Raw genomic sequence first — 19719 nt, 5'->3', positions numbered from 1 at the left:
ACGCTCAACCTGTCGCTTGGCTGAAGCCTTGACCGAAAGGCGTGGCTGCGCACATATTACGCTCGTAATTTTATTCAGGAACTACGTTTATCCAGCCCGATTCCCATCCAATTCAGGAGTACATCCATGAGCAACTATGACGTCGTGATACTGGGCGGAGGCCCCGGCGGCTATAACGCGGCGATTCGCGCCGGCCAGTTGGGCCTTAAAGCCGCCTGTGTCGAAGGCCGCGCCACCCTCGGCGGCACCTGCCTGAACGTCGGTTGCATGCCGTCCAAGGCATTGCTGCATGCTTCTGAATTGTATGACGCGGCCATGGGTGCGGAATTTGCCAACCTCGGTATCGAGGTCAAACCCACGCTGAACCTCGCGCAAATGATGATGCAGAAGGATGACAGTGTTGCCGGGCTGACCAAGGGCATCGAGTTTCTGTTCCGCAAAAACAAGGTCGACTGGATCAAGGGGTGGGGCCATATCGACGGGCCGGGCAAAGTCACGGTAACGGACAGCCAGGGCGGCAAGACTGAGCTGAGCGCCAAGGACATCATCATTGCCACCGGCTCCGAGCCCACTCCCCTGCCCGGCGTGGACATCGACAACACGCGCATCCTCGATTCCACAGGTGCGCTTTCTTTGTCCGAAGTACCCAAGCATCTGGTGGTGATTGGCGCCGGGGTCATTGGCCTGGAATTGGGCTCGGTGTGGCGGCGTTTGGGTGCACAGGTAACCGTGGTCGAGTTTCTCGACCGGATCTGCCCTGGTGTGGACGGTGAGGCGGGCAAAACCCTGCAACGTTCGTTGAGCAAGCAAGGCATCAGCTTCAAGCTGAGTTCGAAAGTCACCCGCGCCACGACCTCGGCGAACAGCGTTCAGCTCAGCGTCGAACCGGCCGCCGGCGGTACTGCCGAACTACTCGAAGCCGATTACGTGCTGGTCGCCATCGGGCGCCGGCCTTACACCGAGGGGCTGGGGCTGGAGAACGTCGGCCTCGCCACGGATAAACGCGGCATGCTCGCCAACAAGGGTCATCGCACTGAAGCGGCAGGCGTGTGGGTCATCGGCGATGTCACGTCGGGGCCGATGCTCGCGCACAAGGCCGAAGATGAAGCCATGGCCTGTATCGAGCAGATCGTCGGCAAGGCAGGCGAGGTCAATTACGACCTGATCCCCAACGTCATTTACACCAGGCCGGAGCTGGCCAGCGTCGGCAAGACCGAAGAGCAACTCAAGGCTGAGGGCCGCGCGTACAAGGTCGGTAAATTCCCCTTCACCGCCAACAGCCGGGCAAAGATCAACCACGAGACTGAAGGCTTCGCCAAAGTGCTGGCCGATGAGCGCACCGACGAGATTCTCGGTGTACACCTGGTAGGCCCGAGCGTCAGTGAAATGATTGGCGAATATTGCGTGGCCATGGAGTTCAGTGCTTCGGCTGAAGATATTGCCCTGACCTGTCATCCACACCCGACCCGCTCCGAGGCTTTGCGCCAGGCGGCGATGAATGTGGAGGGGATGGCGACGCAGATGTAGGGCTGGAGACCTGATGAGACTGATCTATCGCCATCGCGAGCAGGCTCGCTCCCACACTGGTTTTGTGTACGCCACAGATCACATGTGGGAGCGGGCTTGCTCGCGAAGGGGGCAACTCGGTCTAGAGCGGCAAGTGTTCCAACGGCAAAGCCCCAGGCGTTTTCACCGTGTGGATCGCAAAGTTGCTGCGGATGTCGCTCACGCCCGGCAACTTCAGCAAACGCCCGGTGAGAAAGCGGTCATAAGCACGCAAATCCGGCACCACCACCTGCAACAGAAAATCCGATTCCCCTGACACCAGAAACGCCGAAATCACCTCGGGCAACGCCATCACCGCCACACGGAAGGCTTCGGCCTGTTCGTCGTTGTGGCGTTCGACCTTGACCCCGACAAACACCGTCAGCCCCAACCCGACTTCATCGCGATCCAGATTGGCCTGATAGCCGCGAATCACCCCGGCCTCCTCCAACATCCGCACCCGACGCAAACAGGGGGACGCGGACAGACCAATCTCGTCAGCCAGTTGTACGTTGCTCAAACGACCGTCACGTTGCAGGGCCGCGAGAATTTTTCGGTCGTAAGCGTCCAGTTTCATGTTTGGCAGATCCTGATGGTATAGGCGTCAGAGAATGGCAGGTTATGCCAATTCAAGACTGTTTAGAAGCAAACTACGCAACCACCTGCCCTGTGTTTCAGCCCTAGACTGGCGCTACCGAATCGACAACGAAAGGGGTGCAGCATGGCGGGGCTTTGGCTGTTTTTCATGGCGCTGGCAGTGGTTTACCTGCTCCCAGGCCCGGACATGATTCTGCTGCTGCAAACCGGCGCTCGTCAGGGCAAAGGCGCGGCGCTGGCCACGGCGGTGGGATTGGGCATTGCCCGGGGTTGTCACGTGGCGTTGGCGGCACTGGGGCTGGCGGCACTGTTCAAGGCCGCGCCCTGGACGTTCGATTTGGTGCGCCTGGCCGGGGCCGCGTACCTGTTGTGGATCGGCATTCAATGCCTGCGGACCACGATGCTCCCGAGCCTGAACGGCGCAGATTCAGCCTGTGGAAAACCTCGTTGGCGCGAAGCCATTCAGCGCGGATTGTTGACCAACCTGCTGAACCCCAAGGCGCTGCTGTTCTGCTCGGTGCTGCTGCCGCAGTTTATCGATCCGCATGCAGGGCCGGTGCTCGCACAATTCGCGACCCTGGGCGTGGTGCTGGTCAGTGTCGGTTTGTTGTTCGACAGCGCGTACGCCTTGGCCGGCGCCGCGCTTGGCCGCTGGCTGCAACGCAGTCCTTCGGCCCAGCGCGTACAGCAGTGGTTGTTTGGCAGCCTGTTGATTGGTTTTGCCCTGCGACTGACCTTTGTTCAACAGGTTTGAACCTTACTGCGACTTACGGCGACGACGATTGATCAGTAACAATGCCGCTGCCGTGACCGCCAACACACCGCCGATCTGCAAAGTTTTTTTGTAAGGCCGCAGCTCGGAGCGCACGGCGTCGGTGACCTGGGTGACGTAGCGCTTGTCGGCGCGCTGAAAGTCCGGGTCCTGGCATTGGTGACCGAAATCCCCCGCCCAGACGACATACGGGCCTTCCTCGACATAACGACGGTAGAACGCGCTTTGCTCTTGCAGGTTCGTACCCCACGACGAAGCCTTGCACAGCACCGACGCGAAAGCCTGACTGCTGTGGGGTAAAAGATCAGCCGCTTTACTCGCCAGCGCGGTGGCAACAAACCGGTAATGGAAACGCTCATCAGGTTGCGCCAACGTGGCTTGCTGGCGTTTCACCTCACCCTCGGCCATCAACGGGCCGACCTTGAGCTCGGGAGCCTCGAGACTGTAATTACCACCGAAAGTGGCGTAATCCGGAGACATCTCGTAGCCCAACAGCTCCATTCCGTCGAAACGAGCCACGGTCGCGGCATGGTAATAAGCGAATGCCCGTTTGGTTGGCCACCATTTCGACTCGGCATCGTGACGCAATTCCCCGTACCACTTGGCCTTGGCCTGCAAGTTGGCATTGTCGAAATAGCCTGGCGCCTCATCATAACGGCCCTCACGCAGCAAGCGCCGCCCCAGCAGGTTGCGCAACTTCGCCGCCACCGACAACGGCACGTAGTTATCGCGATCCTGTTGAGTCAGCGCTGGCGGCGCCGGCACTTGAGTGTCGACGTAGTGCTTGAGTTCATCGACGGTCAGTACACGCTCAGCGACGGTCGCAGCGTCGAACCAGTAAATGTCATTGCTGCGATAAAGCTGATCGAATGCCTGCAAATAATCCCCACGTTGCAAGGCCAGGATCGCGCTTTCCCCCTCGACGCGGCACTTGGGCTGAAGCGTTTCGAAATCCCAGTCCGGTGTCCGTCGCTCGCCCCAGGATTCGTTCTGCGGGAAGGCCTGGGCAGCCTTGGCGTACGCGGCGGCGGCAGCCGTTTTATCACCCTCGCGCATCGCCAGTTTCGCCCGCAGCCACCATGCCAGGCCACCGTCACCGGCGTGTTCAAGAAATGCCTTGGCGCTGGCGTAATCGCCCTGTTGATAATTCACGGCGGCCAGTCGATCAGCATTGTCGAGGCTACCGCGCGTGCTGTTCTGCAGCAGTTTGATCAGTTTTTGTTCGTTTGGCGGTTGATCACCAAATGACCAACCCAACCGGCTGATCAGTGACGCCGTGACCAGCTGCTGCACCGGTTTGCCTTTAAGCAACGCGGCCAGTTGCTCGTCGGGCATCGCCGCCAGATCGGCCATCAACAGCTTCAATGAGGTGTAACCCACTGCGGAACCGTGGAGGTTTTGCGTGGCGTAGAGTTTTATAGCGTTGTCCCAATCGCCCGCCGTGCGAGCGACACGCGCCTCTTCGCCGAGGCTGGCGACGCCAAGCCCCAATGGGTCGCTGAAACCGTCGATGCTCAACTGGCGCGCCTGCTCAAAGGCCTTGCGCGACTGCGTCAGCAGATCGGGCGTGGCGTCCGCTTCGCTGCTCATGGCAAACAGCGCCCGGCCCAGCGAATAAGCGGCCCACGTGCTGCGCAACGCGCGTTGATCCGCCGGCAATGCGAGCACTTTCTGGAAGTAATCGGCGGCCAATCCATGGTCACCGGCGCTGAACGCCACGGCGCCCGCCAGATAGAGCCTGTGCTCGGTCGGCAGGCCTGCGCCCTGCGCCTCGACCTGATGAGCATCGCTCAGCGTGCGCAGTTGTTTGACCAACGCCTGCTGCGGCGCCGTCAAACCAGCCTGTTCGGCGTCGTCGCGCTGCACGGCATAGTCAGGCGCGTCCATGCTGTAGACGACTTCGCTGACGTTCTTCAAACCCGTAATCGCCTGCCCGAGACGACTGATCTCGAACCGGAAGTTGCCTTCCGGCAGCTCCGCCAGCGACTGGCCCCGGTTGTCGAGCAGGCGCATAGGGAAATCCGGCCCGCAGGCCACTGCCGAACCCAGTGGAAAACCGAGGCTCAGGCAAAGCAAATGGCGGGGCCAGTTACGGGTGAACATTCGAACCTCCTTGATCAATGTTTGTGCAGCGTGCCCAACCAATGGCGCGCTGCCCACCGGCCGGGATCCGACCGTCGCGCAGGCGGGTGAAGGTAAGCAGATCCGGGCTTTGTTGCAACGCATAACCGGCCAGCGCATCGGCGCCCTCACAACCTCGCGCGGCGAGCGTCAGGCGTTCGGGCCAGGCGCTGTCGAGGTTGCCTTGATTGCTGATGCTGACGTCATAGAGGCCATCCTGCGCCGAGAGTTTCAGCGTCAGGCGACTATCGAGGGCATCGCCACGGGCCACGGCGCGCAAGGTCGTCAGGCTCCAGGCCCGGCGATCATTGGCCAACGGCAGGCGAAACCAGATCAGCCCGGCCAGATGAGCCGGTGGATCGTCGCGCAACTGGGTAGCAAGTGTGCTCAGTTGCTGCGGATCGGCCAGCAATTCCCGGCGCTCACCGACGCGCTCAATGGGCACTTCGCTTTCCACGTCGGGTGCGCCGCCGGCCTGCGGCAACAACGCTACGCCATAGGCCGGCAGCGCCAGATAAAAAGGTTTCGACGTGATGCGGCTCCAGGCGCCGGCCCATTTTCTGGCCTGATCCGGGTCAAACAATCCCATGCGCGGGTCGCTCACCGCATGTACCTGCAACACGCTGCTATCGACTGTGGATAACAATGCAGGCAGTTCAGGACTGTCGAGCCACGCCGGCAGCGCAGTAATGCTCAACGGCATGGAAGCCGGCAGCACCGCGCGCAAATCCGTGAGGAATTTCCGATAAGCCGGTAGCCGAGCGTTCCCGGCATCGTGGTCGATTTCCACGCCGGAGAGCACCAGCCCCTGCGCCTGCCAATCGCTGAGCACTTGCAGGATCTGCGCAGAGACCTCGTCCTGATCCAGCGACTTGAGCTGGCCATCGAGACGAATCACCGCAATCAGCGGCCGGCCATCCCGTTTGAGCAGCACCGGGTCGATTCGCGCCCGGTTCCAGCCCGCCTTGGGGAATGCCTGCAAGGCCAACACCCGCAGGGTCGAAAAATCCGCACGGCTGTCTTTGAGTGCGGCTTCGTGGGCCGGCGTCCATTGTCGTTGCCATACATAAAGTTGCTGATCGAGCGGCGGTGCGTCCTGTTGTTCGCAACCGCTAAGCAAAGCCAGCATCACCAGCAAGCCTGACAGGCGAGCGAGAAAAACCATAAATCTCCTAAGCCTGAATCTCATCTTGTAGGAGCGAGGCTTGCCCGCGAAGGCGTCCTAAACTCCGCCAAAAGCTTCGCGGGCAAGTCGGGTCGCCGCATCGCTCGCTCCTACACGCCGCGTCAGATGCTACAGGTCGAGCACCAAAGGCTGCGAGCCCTGCGCCGGAATCGCACAACAAATCAGGACATGTCCTACTTCCGGCACTTCCGCTGGTGGCTGTGGATAATTCACCTGACCGCTGATCAGGCGAGTCTTACAGGTCCCGCAGGAACCGCCGCGGCAACTGAACTCCGGGCGCAAACCGCGGCTTTCCGCCAACTCCAGCAAACTGCCGCCGTCGGGTTGCCAGCGAGCTTCTTTGGCCGAACGCTCGAACACCACCGGCACTGACGTGGTCGCGGCGGGCGGTTGCTCGATGACCACCGCATCGGGGTCCGGCCGGCGACGCAAGGTCGACGGGCCGAAGGTCTCGGCGTGAATCCTGCTGTCACGGATGTCCAGTTCCCGCAGGCTGTCGTACAGCCCCTGGGTAAAACTGCCCGGCCCGCAGAGTACAAAATCGAGCTGATCGTAGTCCTCCACTTCAAGGATGTTCTTCAGCAACGCGGCGTCTATCCGTCCGGTCAGGTCAAAGTCCTCACCCTCGTGAGCATCGGCCTCCGGCTGACTGAGCAGACGCAGCACCCGCACCGAATCACCGGCGTCATCCAGCAAACGATCCAGCTCGGAGCGAAACGGTTGATCAGCCAGCGTGCGCGAACTCTGGAAAAACCATGTAGGCCGAATGTGTCGGGTGCGCAGGCCTTGATACACCACCTCCCGTACCATCGACAGCAGCGGCGTAATGCCTACGCCGGCGGCCAACAACACCAGCGGCCGACGTTCATGGGTTGCCACGGTGAAGTGCCCCTGAGGCGCGCGGGCTTCCAGCAGGTCACCGACACGAACCTGCTCATGCAGATGCGAAGACACCCGCCCTTCTCGCTTCACGCTGATGCGGAAAAAGTCATCGGACGGCGCGCTCGACAGGCTGTAGGTGCGGATATGCACCTCGCCGCCAATGTTGAACCGCAGCGGTAGATGCTGCCCCGCTTGAAACAGCGGCAACCCGGCGCCATCGGCGGGCTCCAGATAGATCGAGCGGATGTTGTGGCTTTCCGCTTCGATGCGCACCACCCGCAGCGGCCGCCAATGATCACCCAGCGCCCGGGCTTGCAGGCGTGCGTTGGCCTGCTCCCAGGTGCCCGTCAGCAAACTGGTGGGCGATACGCCGTCGAAGCGCCAGCGCAGAGCCAGTGCTGCAGGCCGACGCACCACCTGCTCCACCTCGAATGTCCACAGACGCTCGGCGCCTTGAAAGGCTTCGACTTGGGGGCCTTCAAGGATGATTTCGGTACGACCGCTGAGGTGCAGCAGGTCGCCGGAGTTGAAATCGATAAACAGCAAACCCGCCCGTGGATTGATCAACAGGTTGCCCAGGGTATTGAAGAACAGATTGCCGGCGAAGTCCGGGATGGTCAGACGATTACCTTCCACGTGTACGAAACCGGCCTGACCGCCACGGTGGGAAACGTCCACTGAGCGCCGACCGTCGACATCCACATAACTGGCGACGAAGAAGGTATCGGCGTCGGCAATCATGGCTTTGGCAGCGTCATCCAGAGCGCCCAGGTGCTGCGCGATGCGCGTCGAGGGATCCGCCAGCGGCACCGAACGAAACTGCCGCAATTGAATGTATTGCGGGCAGTTGCCGAAGGACTGTTCGACCGTTACGCCGAAGCCATTCGCCGTCACGGCGCCGACGCGACCATTGAGGCGGTTGCGCCGCCGCGTGTGCAGTTCGATCCCCAACAAGCCGATCGCCGCGCCATCAGTCAATTGCGCCGGGTCATCCGCCCCCGGCAAGCTGTTGAATTGCAGCGCACCTGGCTGGGGCGAATGAGCGAAGCCCGGTTGCCCTTCAAGAATGCTCGCCCAAGGATTGCCGTCGGCATCCACTGCGCCATACAGCATGAACGGCAGTTGCTCATAGAATTTGCGGTGTTGGTCCGGCATCTCAGTGCGAACCACCCTACGACCCAACTCCTCCATTCGCTGGGCAACACCGACGTGTGCCTGCAACTGTTTTTCGCCCGCGTGCCAAGGTGACTGGTCCATTACGGCTTCTCCCGTGCGCGCCAGGCGCAGTGTGAACGGCCCGACAATGCCGGGCCGCAGGTATCAGGCAGTTTTTTGCAGGCCGGCGACGGTGCGCGGCATGCCGACAAACCCTGGCAAGGCTTCGATGCGCGCCAGCCAGGCCCGCACGTTGGCGTAGTCCTCGAGCGACACGTTGCCTTCCGGAGCGTGGGCGATGTAACTGTAGGCGGCCACGTCGGCAATGGTCGGTTCGCTGCCGGTCAGGTAAACCGTATCCGCCAGTTCCTGATCGATCAGTTTGAGCCAGACGTGGGCGTAAGCGATCGTCTCTTCAGCCCTGTAAGGCGCGCCAAACACCGTGATCAGCCGGGCCCGGCCCGGGCCAAAGGCAATCGGTCCAGCCGCCACTGACAACCAGCGTTGAACCTTGGCGGCACCGAGCGGGTCGTCTGGCAGCCAGCGACCGTTACCGTATTTTTTCGCCAGGTAAACCAGAATCGCGTTGGAATCGGCCAGCACCACGCCTTGATCATCGATGGCCGGGACCTGTCCGAACGGGTTGATCGCCAGATAATCCGGCTGTTTGTGCGCGCCCTTGGCCATATCGACCAGGATCAGCTCGGTCGGCAGTTGCAGCAGGGATAACATCAGCTCCACACGGTGAGCATGGCCGGAACGTGGGAAGTTGTAGAGTTTGATCGCTTGCATGGTCGACTCCGCTGGGTGGTGGCGCCGTTCTGAAACGATCAGCGCCGATGGGAGCCATCTTCCACCCCCAACCAAAACAACAGAATAACCAGCAAACGCAATCAATTATTTCAGCCAGTGCAATAATCCATCAGCCCTGCAAGGCCGGGTGTTCGCGCAGTGCTTTCACCGTGAAGTCGACAAAACTGCGAATCCGGGCCGGCGCATTGCGGCCGCCCTGATACACCACATGGATGGGCAATGGCGGCAGTTCGAAGTCAGCCAATACGATTTCCAGTTCGCCGGAAGCGACTTTACTGGCGACTTGATAAGACAGGACACGGGTGAATCCCAGCCCGAGACACGCAGCCGTAATGGCTGCCTGATTCGCCGTCACCACCAATCGCGATTCAACCCGCACGCTGAGTGGCTCGCGCGCATCCTGAAAAGGCCAGCTTTTAAGCTGACCAATAGCGGACGTCGAAATAACCGGTGCACGCGCCAGATCCTGAGGATGCACCGGCCTGCCTTGCGCCTCCAAAAATGGCGGAGCAGCGCAAATCACCCGCCGTACTTCGCCGACGCGGATCGCGTGCTGGTTGCTGTCGGGCAACTCACCGATGCGCACAGCCACATCAATCCCCTCCTCGACCATGCTCACCACCCGATCGACCAGCAAGCCGTTGATGCAGACTTCAGGAAACTGCTTCAGATAACTCACCATTACCGGCGTAACGAACAACTCGCCAAATAACACCGGCGCGGTGATCGTCAGTTGCCCACGGGGTTCGGCATGACTGCCCGCAGCTGAATCCTCCGCTTCCTGCACCTCGGCAAGAATCCTCCTACAGTCTTCGAGATACCGCTGACCCGCCTCGCTCAAATGCACGCTGCGTGTGGTGCGCGTCAGCAAGCGTGTGCCAATGCGTTTTTCCAGCGCGGCCACGGCACGGGTAACACTGGCCGCCGACAGGCCCAAACGCCGCGCCGCAGCCGAAAAACCTTGGTCCTGGGCGACGGCGGCGAAGACCTGCATTTCCTGGAATCGGTCCACTGGGTATGTCCTCTACTCAGATAATCGCTACCGTCAGGCTGCGAATCCAATACGGCGTTCAAAACAATCTAGTCTGACATAACCGGGAATTTGCGAGGTCTTGATTATGGCAAAGGATAAGAAGCGCCCGCTTAAGCAGAACGCTGCCGACAGCTCGAAGATGTCTAACAAGGACTACCTGGAAGAACTGCGCCGACTGCACGTCGAAACCGTCAAGTTGCAGGAGTGGGTACGGCAAAAAGGGATCAAGGTGTGCATTGTTTTCGAGGGCCGCGACGGTGCCGGCAAGGGAGGGACAATCAAGGCCCTGACTGAACGGGTGAGCCCACGTATCTTTCGGGTGGTGGCGTTGAGCGCGCCGACCGAACGTGAGAAAACCCAGATGTATGTCCAGCGGTACCTGCCGCATCTGCCGGCGGCTGGCGAAGTGGTGATCTTCGATCGCAGTTGGTACAACCGTGCGGGCGTTGAGCGTGTGATGGGGTTCTGCACCCAGGAGCAGGTTGACCGTTTCCTGAAGTCGATTCCGTTGGTGGAACGTGCAATCGTCGATTCGGGCGTCATCCTGATCAAATATTGGCTGGAGGTCAGCCAAGAGGAACAGACACGACGTCTTCAGGCACGCATCAAGGATGGACGCAAAATCTGGAAGCTCACCGGCATGGATCTCAAGTCATACAGCCGCTGGTACGACTATTCACGCGCCCGTGACGACATGTTCAAGATGACCGACACCGAACATGCCCCCTGGTTCGTGGCCAACTCCAATGACAAGCGACGGGCTCGCCTGAACATCATCACCGACCTGCTCAGCCGCATTCCCTATAAGGATGTTCCGAGGGAGCCCGTGAAGTTGCCCAAACGCCAGAAGCCAGGCAGCTATCGAGAGCCGGATTATCCACTGCGATTGATAGAGGAAAAATTCTGAGCTGAATGTAAAAGGGGCAAGGTCCTGTGAACAACAGGAACCTTGCCCCTCGATTCAGCTGTGGATAACTTATTCCACGGTGACTGACTTCGCCAGGTTGCGCGGCTGGTCAACGTCTGTGCCTTTCAACACCGCGACGTAGTACGACAGCAACTGCAGCGGGATGGTGTAGAGGATCGGCGACAGAATGTCGTGAATGTGCGGCATGTGCACAACGTGGGTGCCTTCGCCGTTGGTCATGCCGGCCTGTTCGTCTGCGAAGACGATCAGTTGGCCGCCACGGGCGCGCACTTCCTGGAGGTTGGACTTCAACTTCTCCAGCAGTTCGTTGTTGGGCGCCACGGTCACTACCGGCATGTCGTTATCCACAAGCGCCAACGGGCCGTGCTTCAGTTCGCCGGCCGGGTAGGCTTCAGCGTGGATGTAGGAGATTTCCTTAAGTTTCAGGGCACCTTCCATCGCTACCGGGAATTGCGCGCCACGACCGAGAAACAGGGTGTGGTGTTTCTCGGCGAACAGCTCGGCGATTTTCTCCACCGTGCTGTCCATGGCCAGGGCTTCGCCAAGACGGGTAGGCAGGCGACGCAGTTCTTCGACCAGGGTGGCTTCGACGCCTTTGGCCAAAGTGCCGCGCACCTGACCGAGGGACAGCGTCAGCAACAGCAGGCCAACCAATTGAGTGGTGAAGGCTTTGGTCGAGGCCACGCCGATTTCGCGACCGGCCTGGGTCAGCAAGGTCAGGTCGGACTCACGCACCAGCGAGCTGATGCCGACGTTGCAGATCGCCAGGCTGGCGAGGAAGCCCAGCTCCTTGGCGTTGCGCAGCGCGGCCAGGGTGTCGGCGGTTTCGCCGGACTGGGAAATGGTCACGAACAGGGTGTCGGGCTGCACCACGACTTTGCGATAGCGGAATTCACTGGCGACTTCGACCTGGCACGGGATGCCGGCCAGTTCTTCCAGCCAGTAACGGGCGACCATGCCGGCGTGGTAGCTGGTGCCGCAGGCGACGATCTGCACGTTGCGCACTTTGGCGAACAGCTCGGCAGCCTGTGGGCCGAAAGCTTGCACCAACACACCGTCCGGGCTCAGACGACCTTCGAGGGTACGCTGCACCACAGCCGGTTGTTCGTGGATTTCCTTGAGCATGAAGTGGCGGAACTCGCCCTTGTCAGCCACGTCGGCACCGTCACGATACTGCACGGTTTGGCGCTCGACGACCTTGCCGCTAACGTCCCAGATCTGCACGCTATCGCGACGAATTTCGGCGATATCGCCTTCTTCCAGGTACATGAAGCGGTCAGTAACCTGGCGCAGGGCCAATTGGTCGGAAGCGAGGAAGTTTTCACCCAGGCCAAGGCCGATCACCAACGGGCTGCCACTGCGAGCGGCGAGCAGACGATCCGGTTGCCGAGCGCTGATCACGGCCAGGCCGTAAGCACCGTGCAACTCTTTAACGGTGGCCTTGAGGGCCACGGTCAGGTCGTTCAGATCCTTGAGTTTGTGGTTCAGCAGGTGGGCGATGACTTCAGTGTCGGTGTCCGATGTGAACACGTAACCCAATGCCTTGAGTTGTTCGCGCAGGGCTTCGTAGTTCTCGATGATGCCGTTGTGCACCACCGCCAGATCACCGGAAAAATGCGGGTGAGCGTTGCGCTCGCACGGCGCACCGTGAGTGGCCCAGCGAGTGTGGGCGATGCCCAGGCGGCCGGCCAGCGGCTCGGCTTCGAGCGCCAGTTCCAGCTCGCTGACTTTACCCGGACGACGCATGCGCTCGAGCTGTTGGTCATTGGTATAGACCGCCACACCGGCGCTGTCATAGCCACGGTATTCCAGGCGCTTGAGGCCTTCGAGGAGGATGGCAGTGATGTTACGTTCTGCGACTGCACCGACAATTCCACACATGCTATTTCTCCTGACTGACAGCCGCGCATATCAGCGTGATACCGCGGGCTTGTATCTGATCGCGTGCCTCCAGCGGCAGGCGATCATCGGTAATTAGGGTATGGACGCTGCTCCATGGCAGCTCCAGGTTGGGAATCTTGCGGCCTATCTTGTCGGACTCCACCATCACAATCACTTCACGGGCAACATCCGCCATGACGCGGCTGAGTCCCAGCAATTCATTGAAAGTGGTGGTACCGCGCACCAGGTCGATGCCGTCGGCACCGATGAACAACTGATCGAAATCGTAGGAGCGCAGTACTTGCTCGGCGACCTGCCCCTGGAAAGACTCGGAATGCGGGTCCCAGGTACCGCCGGTCATCAGCAGCACCGGTTCGTGCTCGAGTTCACTCAAGGCGTTGGCGACATGAAGCGAGTTGGTCATCACCACCAGGCCCGGCTGTTGACCGAGTTCCGGAATCATCGCTGCCGTGGTGCTGCCGCTGTCGATGATGATCCGTGCATGCTCGCGGATCCGCGCAACGGCAGCGCGGGCGATTGCCTGTTTGTACCTGGAAACCGGTTGCCCGATATCGGCGACCAGTTCCTGAGGCATGGTGATCGCACCGCCATACCGGCGCAACAAAAGACCATTGCTTTCGAGCGCCGCCAGGTCCTTGCGAATCGTAACTTCCGAGGTTTCGAAGCGCTTGGCCAGTTCATCAACACTGACTTCGCCCTGCTCATTGAGCAAGGCGAGGATATTGTGACGGCGTTGAGGTGTATTGCGCTTCGACATGACCTGGTAAGTTTCGATTCGAAAGATAACGGAAGCAATCAAAACCTATTGGCGAAACTTCGTCAAGCGCGAGGCGATAAAAAGGTCTGTGGATAAAAGCTTCGCGGGCAAGCCTCGCTCCTACAGATTTCACGTCGTTCTCCGATAGTGAACGAATCCTGTAGGAGCGAGGCTTGCCCGCGAAGGCGATGTCATGAACTGTGGATAACTCAGGCCTTTTTGATTTTCACTGGCCGTTTCCAGCCATCGATATTCTTCTGGCGCGCACGTCCGACGGCCAGTTGCTCTTTATCCACATTCTGCGTAATTGTCGATCCGGCCGCAGTGGTCGCACCGCTAGAGATATCCACAGGCGCCACCAACGAGTTGTTGGAACCGATGAACACATCCTCACCCAACACGGTTTTCCACTTGTTGGCACCGTCATAGTTGCACGTGATGGTACCCGCACCGATGTTGGTGCGTGCGCCAATCTCGGCATCGCCCAGATACGCCAAGTGACCGGCCTTGGCGCCTTCGCCCATGTGAGCGTTTTTCAGCTCGACAAAGTTACCCACATGCGCGCGAGCCTCCAGCACAGAGCCGGGACGCAAGCGTGCGAATGGACCGGCATCACTGCCTTCGCCCATGATCGCGCCTTCGATATGGCTGTTGGCCTTGATCACCACGCCTTTGCGCAAAGTGCTGTCCTTGATCACGCAGTTCGGGCCGATCACCACGTCATCTTCGATGACAACCTTGCCTTCGAGAATCACGTTGATGTCGATCAGCACATCGCGACCGACAGTGATGTCACCACGGACATCGAAACGTGCCGGGTCGCGCAGGGTCACGCCCTGGGCCATCAAACGACGACCCGCGCGCAGTTGATAATGACGCTCGAGCTCGGAAAGCTGCTTGCGATCATTGGCGCCCTGCACTTCCATCGCATCGTGAGGCTGCTCGGTCGCCACCACCAGACCATCGCTGACTGCCATGGCAATCACGTCAGTCAGGTAGTACTCGCCCTGGGCGTTGTTGTTGGAAAGACGGCTCATCCAGCCGCCCAGTTGCGCAAACGGCAGCGCGAGAATGCCGGTGTTGCCTTCAGTGATCGCACGCTCGGCTTCGTTTGCGTCTTTCTGCTCGACGATAGCCGTCACCTTGCCGGCAGCATCACGAACGATGCGGCCATAGCCGGTTGGATCATCCAGCTGAACGGTCAGCAAACCCAATTGCTGCGGTGCAACCTGCTTGAGCAGACGTTGAAGGGTCTCGACTTCGATCAACGGCACGTCGCCGTAAAGAATCAGGACGGTGTCGGACTCAATGAACGGCACTGCCTGAGCAACCGCGTGGCCAGTACCCAGCTGTTTGTCCTGCAGGACGAAATTCAGATCATCGGCTGCCAGTCGCTCACGTACGGCGTCGGCACCATGGCCAATCACCACGTGGATGCGCTGTGGATCAAGTTGCCGCGCGCTGTGGATAACATGGCCAAGCATCGAGTTGCCGGCAATCGGATGCAGGACTTTCGGCAGTGCCGAGCGCATGCGAGTGCCTTGGCCGGCAGCGAGGATAACAATTTCAAGAGACATGACTGGCTACCAATCCTGGATGGTCAGCGGCTGCGACCAGGTTATGAAAATCGGAAAAGAAAAAAGGGTAGCCGAGGCTACCCTTTTTAATCAATCGCGCAACAAGTGATGGCCTGTTAGTGGCCAAACTTCTTGCGGATCTGCTGGACGGTGCGCAGCTGAGCTGCAGCCTCGGCCAGACGTGCGGCAGCAGAACCGTAATCGAATTCCGCGCCCCGCTCATGCAAGGCCTTCTCGGCAGCCTTAACGGCTTCCTGAGCGGAGGCTTCGTCCAGGTCGGCAGCTCGTTGCACGGTGTCGGCAAGAACCTTGACCATGTTCGGCTGAACCTCGAGGAAACCACCGGAGATGTAATACACCTCCTCTTCCCCGCCCTGCTTGACCAGGCGGATCGGGCCAGGCTTGAGATTAGTGATCAGCGGCGCGTGGCCCAGGGCGATACCAAGATCACCCAGTGCACCGTGCGCAATCACCATCTCGACCAGGCCGGAAAAGATTTCTCCTTCCGCGCTGACGATATCGCAATGGACTGTCATAGCCATCTGATTGCCTCAACCTAAATTAGCGCCCGTTGCCGGGCGCCGGGATTACAGTTTCTTGGCTTTCTCGATCGCTTCTTCGATGCCGCCGACCATGTAGAACGCTTGTTCTGGCAGGTGGTCGTAGTCACCGTTGAGGATGCCTTTGAAGCCAGCAATGGTGTCTTTCAGGGAAACGTATTTACCCGAGGCACCGGTGAAGACTTCAGCCACGAAGAACGGCTGCGACAAGAAGCGCTGGATCTTACGAGCACGGTTTACCAACTGCTTGTCGGCTTCCGACAGCTCGTCCATACCCAGGATCGCAATGATGTCCTTCAGTTCTTTGTAACGCTGCAGAACGTACTGTACACCGCGAGCGGTATCGTAGTGGTCCTGGCCGATTACGTTCGGGTCCAGCTGGCGAGAAGTCGAGTCGAGTGGATCGACCGCTGGGTAGATACCCAGGGAAGCGATGTCACGGGACAGAACGACGGTCGCGTCCAAGTGGGCGAAGGTGGTCGCTGGCGACGGGTCAGTCAAGTCATCCGCAGGTACGTATACCGCTTGGATCGAGGTGATCGAACCGTTTTTGGTCGAAGTGATACGCTCTTGCAGAGTACCCATCTCTTCGGCCAGGGTCGGCTGGTAACCTACTGCGGAAGGCATACGGCCCAGCAGTGCGGATACTTCAGTACCGGCCAGGGTGTAACGATAGATGTTGTCGACGAACAGCAGAACGTCGTTACCTTCGTCACGGAACTTCTCGGCCATGGTCAGGCCGGTCAGTGCTACGCGCAGACGGTTACCCGGCGGCTCGTTCATCTGACCGTAAACCAGTGCCACTTTGTCCAGAACGTTGGAGTCCTTCATCTCGTGGTAGAAGTCGTTACCCTCACGAGTACGCTCACCCACACCGGCGAACACGGAATAACCGCTGTGCTCGATGGCGATGTTACGGATCAGTTCCATCATGTTTACGGTTTTGCCTACACCGGCACCACCGAACAGACCAACTTTACCACCCTTGGCGAACGGGCAAACCAGGTCGATAACCTTGATGCCGGTTTCCAGCAGGTCGTTGCCGCCCGCTTGCTCAGCGAAGGTTGGCGCAGGACGGTGAATGCCCCAGCGCTCTTCGGTGGCGATCGGGCCAGCTTCGTCGATCGGGTTGCCCAGTACGTCCATGATCCGGCCCAGAGTCGCTTTACCGACCGGTACGGAGATGGCTGCGCCAGAGTCGGTGACTTCCAGACCGCGCTTCAAGCCCTCGGTGGAACCCATCGCAATGGTACGAACCACGCCGTCGCCCAGCTGCTGCTGAACTTCGAGAGTGGTGCCTGCATCGCTTTTTACACTCAAAGCGTTGTAGATGCTCGGTACGCTGTCGCGTGGGAATTCCACGTCGATAACGGCGCCGATGATTTGAACGATACGTCCGCTACTCATAGCTGGATCCTCTGAATATTTGAACCGTTAAACCGCGGCAGCGCCGCCGACGATTTCCGAGATCTCTTGGGTGATCGCAGCCTGACGCGCCTTGTTGTAGACCAGCTGCAAATCGCTGATCAAATCACCGGCGTTGTCGGTAGCGTTCTTCATCGCGATCATCCGCGCAGCTTGTTCAGCCGCGTTGTTCTCGACCACCGCCTGGTAGACCTGCGACTCCACGTAACGGACCATCAAGCCGTCAAGCAGCTCTTTGGCGTCCGGTTCGTACAGATAATCCCAGTGGTGCTTGAGTCCTTGATCCGGGGTTGCCACCAGTGGAATCAACTGCTCCACGGTAGGCGTTTGCGTCATGGTGTTGATGAACTTGTTGGACACCACGGACAGGCGGTCAATACGGCCGTCCAGGTAGGCATCCAGCATCACCTTGACGCTGCCGATCAGGTCATTGATCGACGGCTCTTCACCCAGGTGGCTGATAGCTGCTACGACGTTACCGCCGAAGTTGCGGAAAAAAGCCGCACCCTTGCTACCAACAACACACAGATCAATCTCGACGCCGTTTTCGCGGTTTACCGCCATGTCCTTGACCAGAGCCTTGAACAGGTTGGTGTTCAAGCCACCACACAGACCACGGTCACTGCTCACCACGACATAACCAACGCGCTTTACTTCACGGTCGATCATGAATGGGTGGCGATATTCCGGGTTAGCGTTGGCCAAATGGCCAATAACCTGGCGGATGCGCTCCGCGTAAGGACGGCTAGCAGCCATGCGCATTTGTGCCTTGCGCATTTTACTGACCGCCACTTTTTCCATGGCGCTGGTAATCTTTTGCGTGCTTTTGATGCTCGCAATCTTACTGCGAATCTCTTTTGCGCCTGCCATGTAACACCTATCAGGTTAGCAAGCGGGAGCCTTGCGGCTCCCGCTGCGGCTTACCAGGTTTGGGTGGCCTTGAACTTCTCGATACCGGCTTTCATGCCAGCGTCGATTTCGTCATTGAAGTCACCCTTCACGTTGATCTTCGCCATCAATTCGGCGTGATCGCGGTTGAAGAAAGCAATCAGCGCTTGTTCGAAGCTGCCGATCTTGGCGATTTCAACGTCAGTCAGGAACCCACGCTCAGCGGCATACAGCGACAGCGCCATGTCAGCGATCGACATTGGTGCGTATTGCTTCTGCTTCATCAGCTCGGTAACGCGCTGACCATGCTCAAGTTGCTTACGGGTCGCTTCGTCCAGGTCAGAAGCGAACTGGGCGAATGCCGCCAGTTCACGGTACTGAGCCAGAGCGGTACGGATACCACCGGAGAGCTTCTTGATGATCTTGGTCTGAGCGGCACCACCCACACGGGATACCGAAACACCGGCGTTCACAGCAGGACGGATCCCGGAGTTGAACATGGCCGATTCCAGGAAGATCTGACCGTCGGTGATGGAAATCACGTTGGTCGGAACGAACGCGGAAACGTCGCCAGCCTGGGTTTCGATGATCGGCAGTGCGGTCAGGGAACCGGTTTTGCCGGTCACTGCGCCGTTGGTGAACTTCTCTACGTATTCTTCCGAAACGCGGGATGCGCGCTCCAGCAGACGGGAGTGGAGATAGAACACGTCGCCTGGGTAAGCTTCACGGCCTGGTGGACGGCGCAGCAGCAGGGAAATCTGGCGGTAAGCCACTGCTTGCTTGGACAGATCGTCATAAACGATCAGCGCGTCTTCACCGCGGTCGCGGAAGAATTCACCCATGGTGCAACCGGAGTACGGTGCCAGGAATTGCAGTGCTGCAGATTCCGAAGCGCTCGCTGCCACGACGATGGTGTTAGCCAGTGCGCCGTTTTCTTCCAGCTTGCGAACCACGTTGGCGATGGTCGATTGTTTCTGACCGATCGCTACGTAGACGCAGAAAATGCCGCTGTTTTTCTGGTTGATGATCGCGTCGATCGCCAGAGCGGTTTTACCGATCTGACGGTCACCGATGATCAGCTCACGCTGGCCACGGCCGACAGGGATCATGGCATCGACAGCCTTGTAGCCAGTCTGTACAGGCTGGTCTACCGACTTACGCCAGATCACGCCTGGAGCAACTTTCTCGACCGCGTCGGTCTCGGTGTTGTTCAGCGGACCTTTGCCGTCAACTGGGTTACCCAGTGCGTCGACTACGCGACCCAGCAGTTCCTTACCAACCGGAACTTCGAGGATGCGGCCGGTGCACTTGGCGCTCATGCCTTCAGCCAGAGTCTGGTATGCGCCCAATACAACGGCACCTACAGAGTCTTGCTCCAGGTTGAGGGCCATACCGAAGACGCCGCCCGGAAACTCGATCATCTCGCCGTACATTACGTCGGCCAGACCGTGAATCCGCACGATACCGTCAGATACGCTGACGACAGTGCCTTCGTTACGGGCTTGGGAGGTCACATCGAGCTTGTCGATGCGGCCCTTGATAATTTCACTTATTTCGGAAGGATTGAGTTGCTGCATT

The 19719-nt window shown here is 59.5% G+C and carries 16 protein-coding genes; 3 read left to right on the top strand and 13 right to left on the bottom strand.

Annotation, left to right across the window (positions count from 1 at the left end; translation table 11 throughout):
• The first annotated feature begins 126 nt into the window (after nt 1-126).
• On the top strand, nt 127-1527 hold the full coding sequence (lpdA, locus tag IB246_RS05215; protein ID WP_008041365.1) for a dihydrolipoyl dehydrogenase: 1401 nt from the start codon (nt 127-129) through the stop codon (nt 1525-1527).
• Between the two features lie 121 nt (nt 1528-1648).
• On the opposite strand, the gene IB246_RS05210 is transcribed toward lpdA, so the two are convergent.
• Nucleotides 1649-2122, bottom strand: a complete 474-nt coding sequence (locus tag IB246_RS05210) for an Lrp/AsnC family transcriptional regulator (protein ID WP_008027506.1) — start codon at nt 2120-2122, stop codon at nt 1649-1651.
• A gap of 144 nt (nt 2123-2266) precedes the next feature.
• On the opposite strand from IB246_RS05210, the gene IB246_RS05205 reads away from it, so the two are divergent.
• A complete protein-coding gene (locus tag IB246_RS05205; RefSeq protein WP_008041366.1) occupies nt 2267-2896 on the top strand; it encodes a LysE family translocator in 630 nt (209 codons plus the stop codon).
• A gap of 3 nt (nt 2897-2899) precedes the next feature.
• Here the strand turns inward: IB246_RS05205 and IB246_RS05200 are convergent, their stop codons facing one another.
• The 5 genes from IB246_RS05200 to IB246_RS05180 all read right to left on the bottom strand — a co-directional run bounded on the left by IB246_RS05200 (nt 2900) and on the right by IB246_RS05180 (nt 10083).
• Nucleotides 2900-5017 carry a hypothetical protein gene (locus IB246_RS05200; protein WP_008041367.1) on the bottom strand — a complete coding sequence of 706 codons (2118 nt, stop codon included), beginning with the start codon at nt 5015-5017 and terminating at the stop codon, nt 2900-2902.
• Nucleotides 5004-6200: a DUF3142 domain-containing protein gene (locus IB246_RS05195; protein WP_008041369.1), complete on the bottom strand. Its 1197-nt coding sequence runs from the start codon at nt 6198-6200 to the stop codon at nt 5004-5006. The genes IB246_RS05200 and IB246_RS05195 overlap by 14 nt, the downstream gene beginning before the upstream one ends.
• Before the next feature lie 129 nt (nt 6201-6329).
• Complete coding sequence (locus IB246_RS05190; RefSeq protein WP_008041370.1) at nt 6330-8360, bottom strand: pyridoxamine 5'-phosphate oxidase family protein; 2031 nt, start codon at nt 8358-8360, stop codon at nt 6330-6332.
• 63 nt (nt 8361-8423) lie between these two features.
• Nucleotides 8424-9050 carry a glutathione S-transferase family protein gene (locus IB246_RS05185; RefSeq protein WP_008041372.1) on the bottom strand — a complete coding sequence of 209 codons (627 nt, stop codon included), beginning with the start codon at nt 9048-9050 and terminating at the stop codon, nt 8424-8426.
• A gap of 130 nt (nt 9051-9180) precedes the next feature.
• Nucleotides 9181-10083, bottom strand: a complete 903-nt coding sequence (locus IB246_RS05180; RefSeq protein WP_008041374.1) for a LysR family transcriptional regulator — start codon at nt 10081-10083, stop codon at nt 9181-9183.
• A gap of 106 nt (nt 10084-10189) precedes the next feature.
• Between IB246_RS05180 and ppk2 the strand changes: the two genes are divergently transcribed.
• Nucleotides 10190-11011, top strand: a complete 822-nt coding sequence (ppk2, locus tag IB246_RS05175; RefSeq protein ID WP_008027519.1) for a polyphosphate kinase 2 — start codon at nt 10190-10192, stop codon at nt 11009-11011.
• A 69-nt stretch (nt 11012-11080) separates the two neighbouring features.
• On the opposite strand, the gene glmS is transcribed toward ppk2, so the two are convergent.
• From glmS to atpA, 7 genes are all read right to left on the bottom strand, one after another.
• Nucleotides 11081-12913 (bottom strand): glutamine--fructose-6-phosphate transaminase (isomerizing), encoded by a 1833-nt coding sequence (gene glmS, locus IB246_RS05170; RefSeq protein WP_008041429.1) that lies wholly within the window; start codon nt 12911-12913, stop codon nt 11081-11083.
• 1 nt (nt 12914) lies between these two features.
• Nucleotides 12915-13691 (bottom strand): DeoR family transcriptional regulator, encoded by a 777-nt coding sequence (locus IB246_RS05165; RefSeq protein ID WP_008027522.1) that lies wholly within the window; start codon nt 13689-13691, stop codon nt 12915-12917.
• Between the two features lie 209 nt (nt 13692-13900).
• On the bottom strand, nt 13901-15268 hold the full coding sequence (glmU, locus tag IB246_RS05160) for a bifunctional UDP-N-acetylglucosamine diphosphorylase/glucosamine-1-phosphate N-acetyltransferase GlmU (RefSeq protein WP_032832630.1): 1368 nt from the start codon (nt 15266-15268) through the stop codon (nt 13901-13903).
• A 116-nt stretch (nt 15269-15384) separates the two neighbouring features.
• Nucleotides 15385-15810: a F0F1 ATP synthase subunit epsilon gene (locus tag IB246_RS05155; protein ID WP_007969909.1), complete on the bottom strand. Its 426-nt coding sequence runs from the start codon at nt 15808-15810 to the stop codon at nt 15385-15387.
• Between the two features lie 45 nt (nt 15811-15855).
• Nucleotides 15856-17235 carry a F0F1 ATP synthase subunit beta gene (atpD, locus tag IB246_RS05150; RefSeq protein WP_008027526.1) on the bottom strand — a complete coding sequence of 460 codons (1380 nt, stop codon included), beginning with the start codon at nt 17233-17235 and terminating at the stop codon, nt 15856-15858.
• A 27-nt stretch (nt 17236-17262) separates the two neighbouring features.
• A complete protein-coding gene (gene atpG, locus IB246_RS05145; protein WP_008027528.1) occupies nt 17263-18123 on the bottom strand; it encodes a F0F1 ATP synthase subunit gamma in 861 nt (286 codons plus the stop codon).
• A gap of 50 nt (nt 18124-18173) precedes the next feature.
• Complete coding sequence (gene atpA, locus IB246_RS05140) at nt 18174-19718, bottom strand: F0F1 ATP synthase subunit alpha (protein ID WP_008041439.1); 1545 nt, start codon at nt 19716-19718, stop codon at nt 18174-18176.
• Nucleotide 19719: the final 1 nt, after the last annotated feature.

It is taken from the genome of Pseudomonas sp. PDM01, from assembly GCF_014852325.1.
Taxonomy (GTDB): Bacteria; Pseudomonadota; Gammaproteobacteria; order Pseudomonadales; family Pseudomonadaceae; genus Aquipseudomonas; species Aquipseudomonas migulae.
The sequence above is the reverse complement of the archived record's forward strand: the minus strand, read 5'-3'. Positions and strand labels throughout refer to the sequence as shown.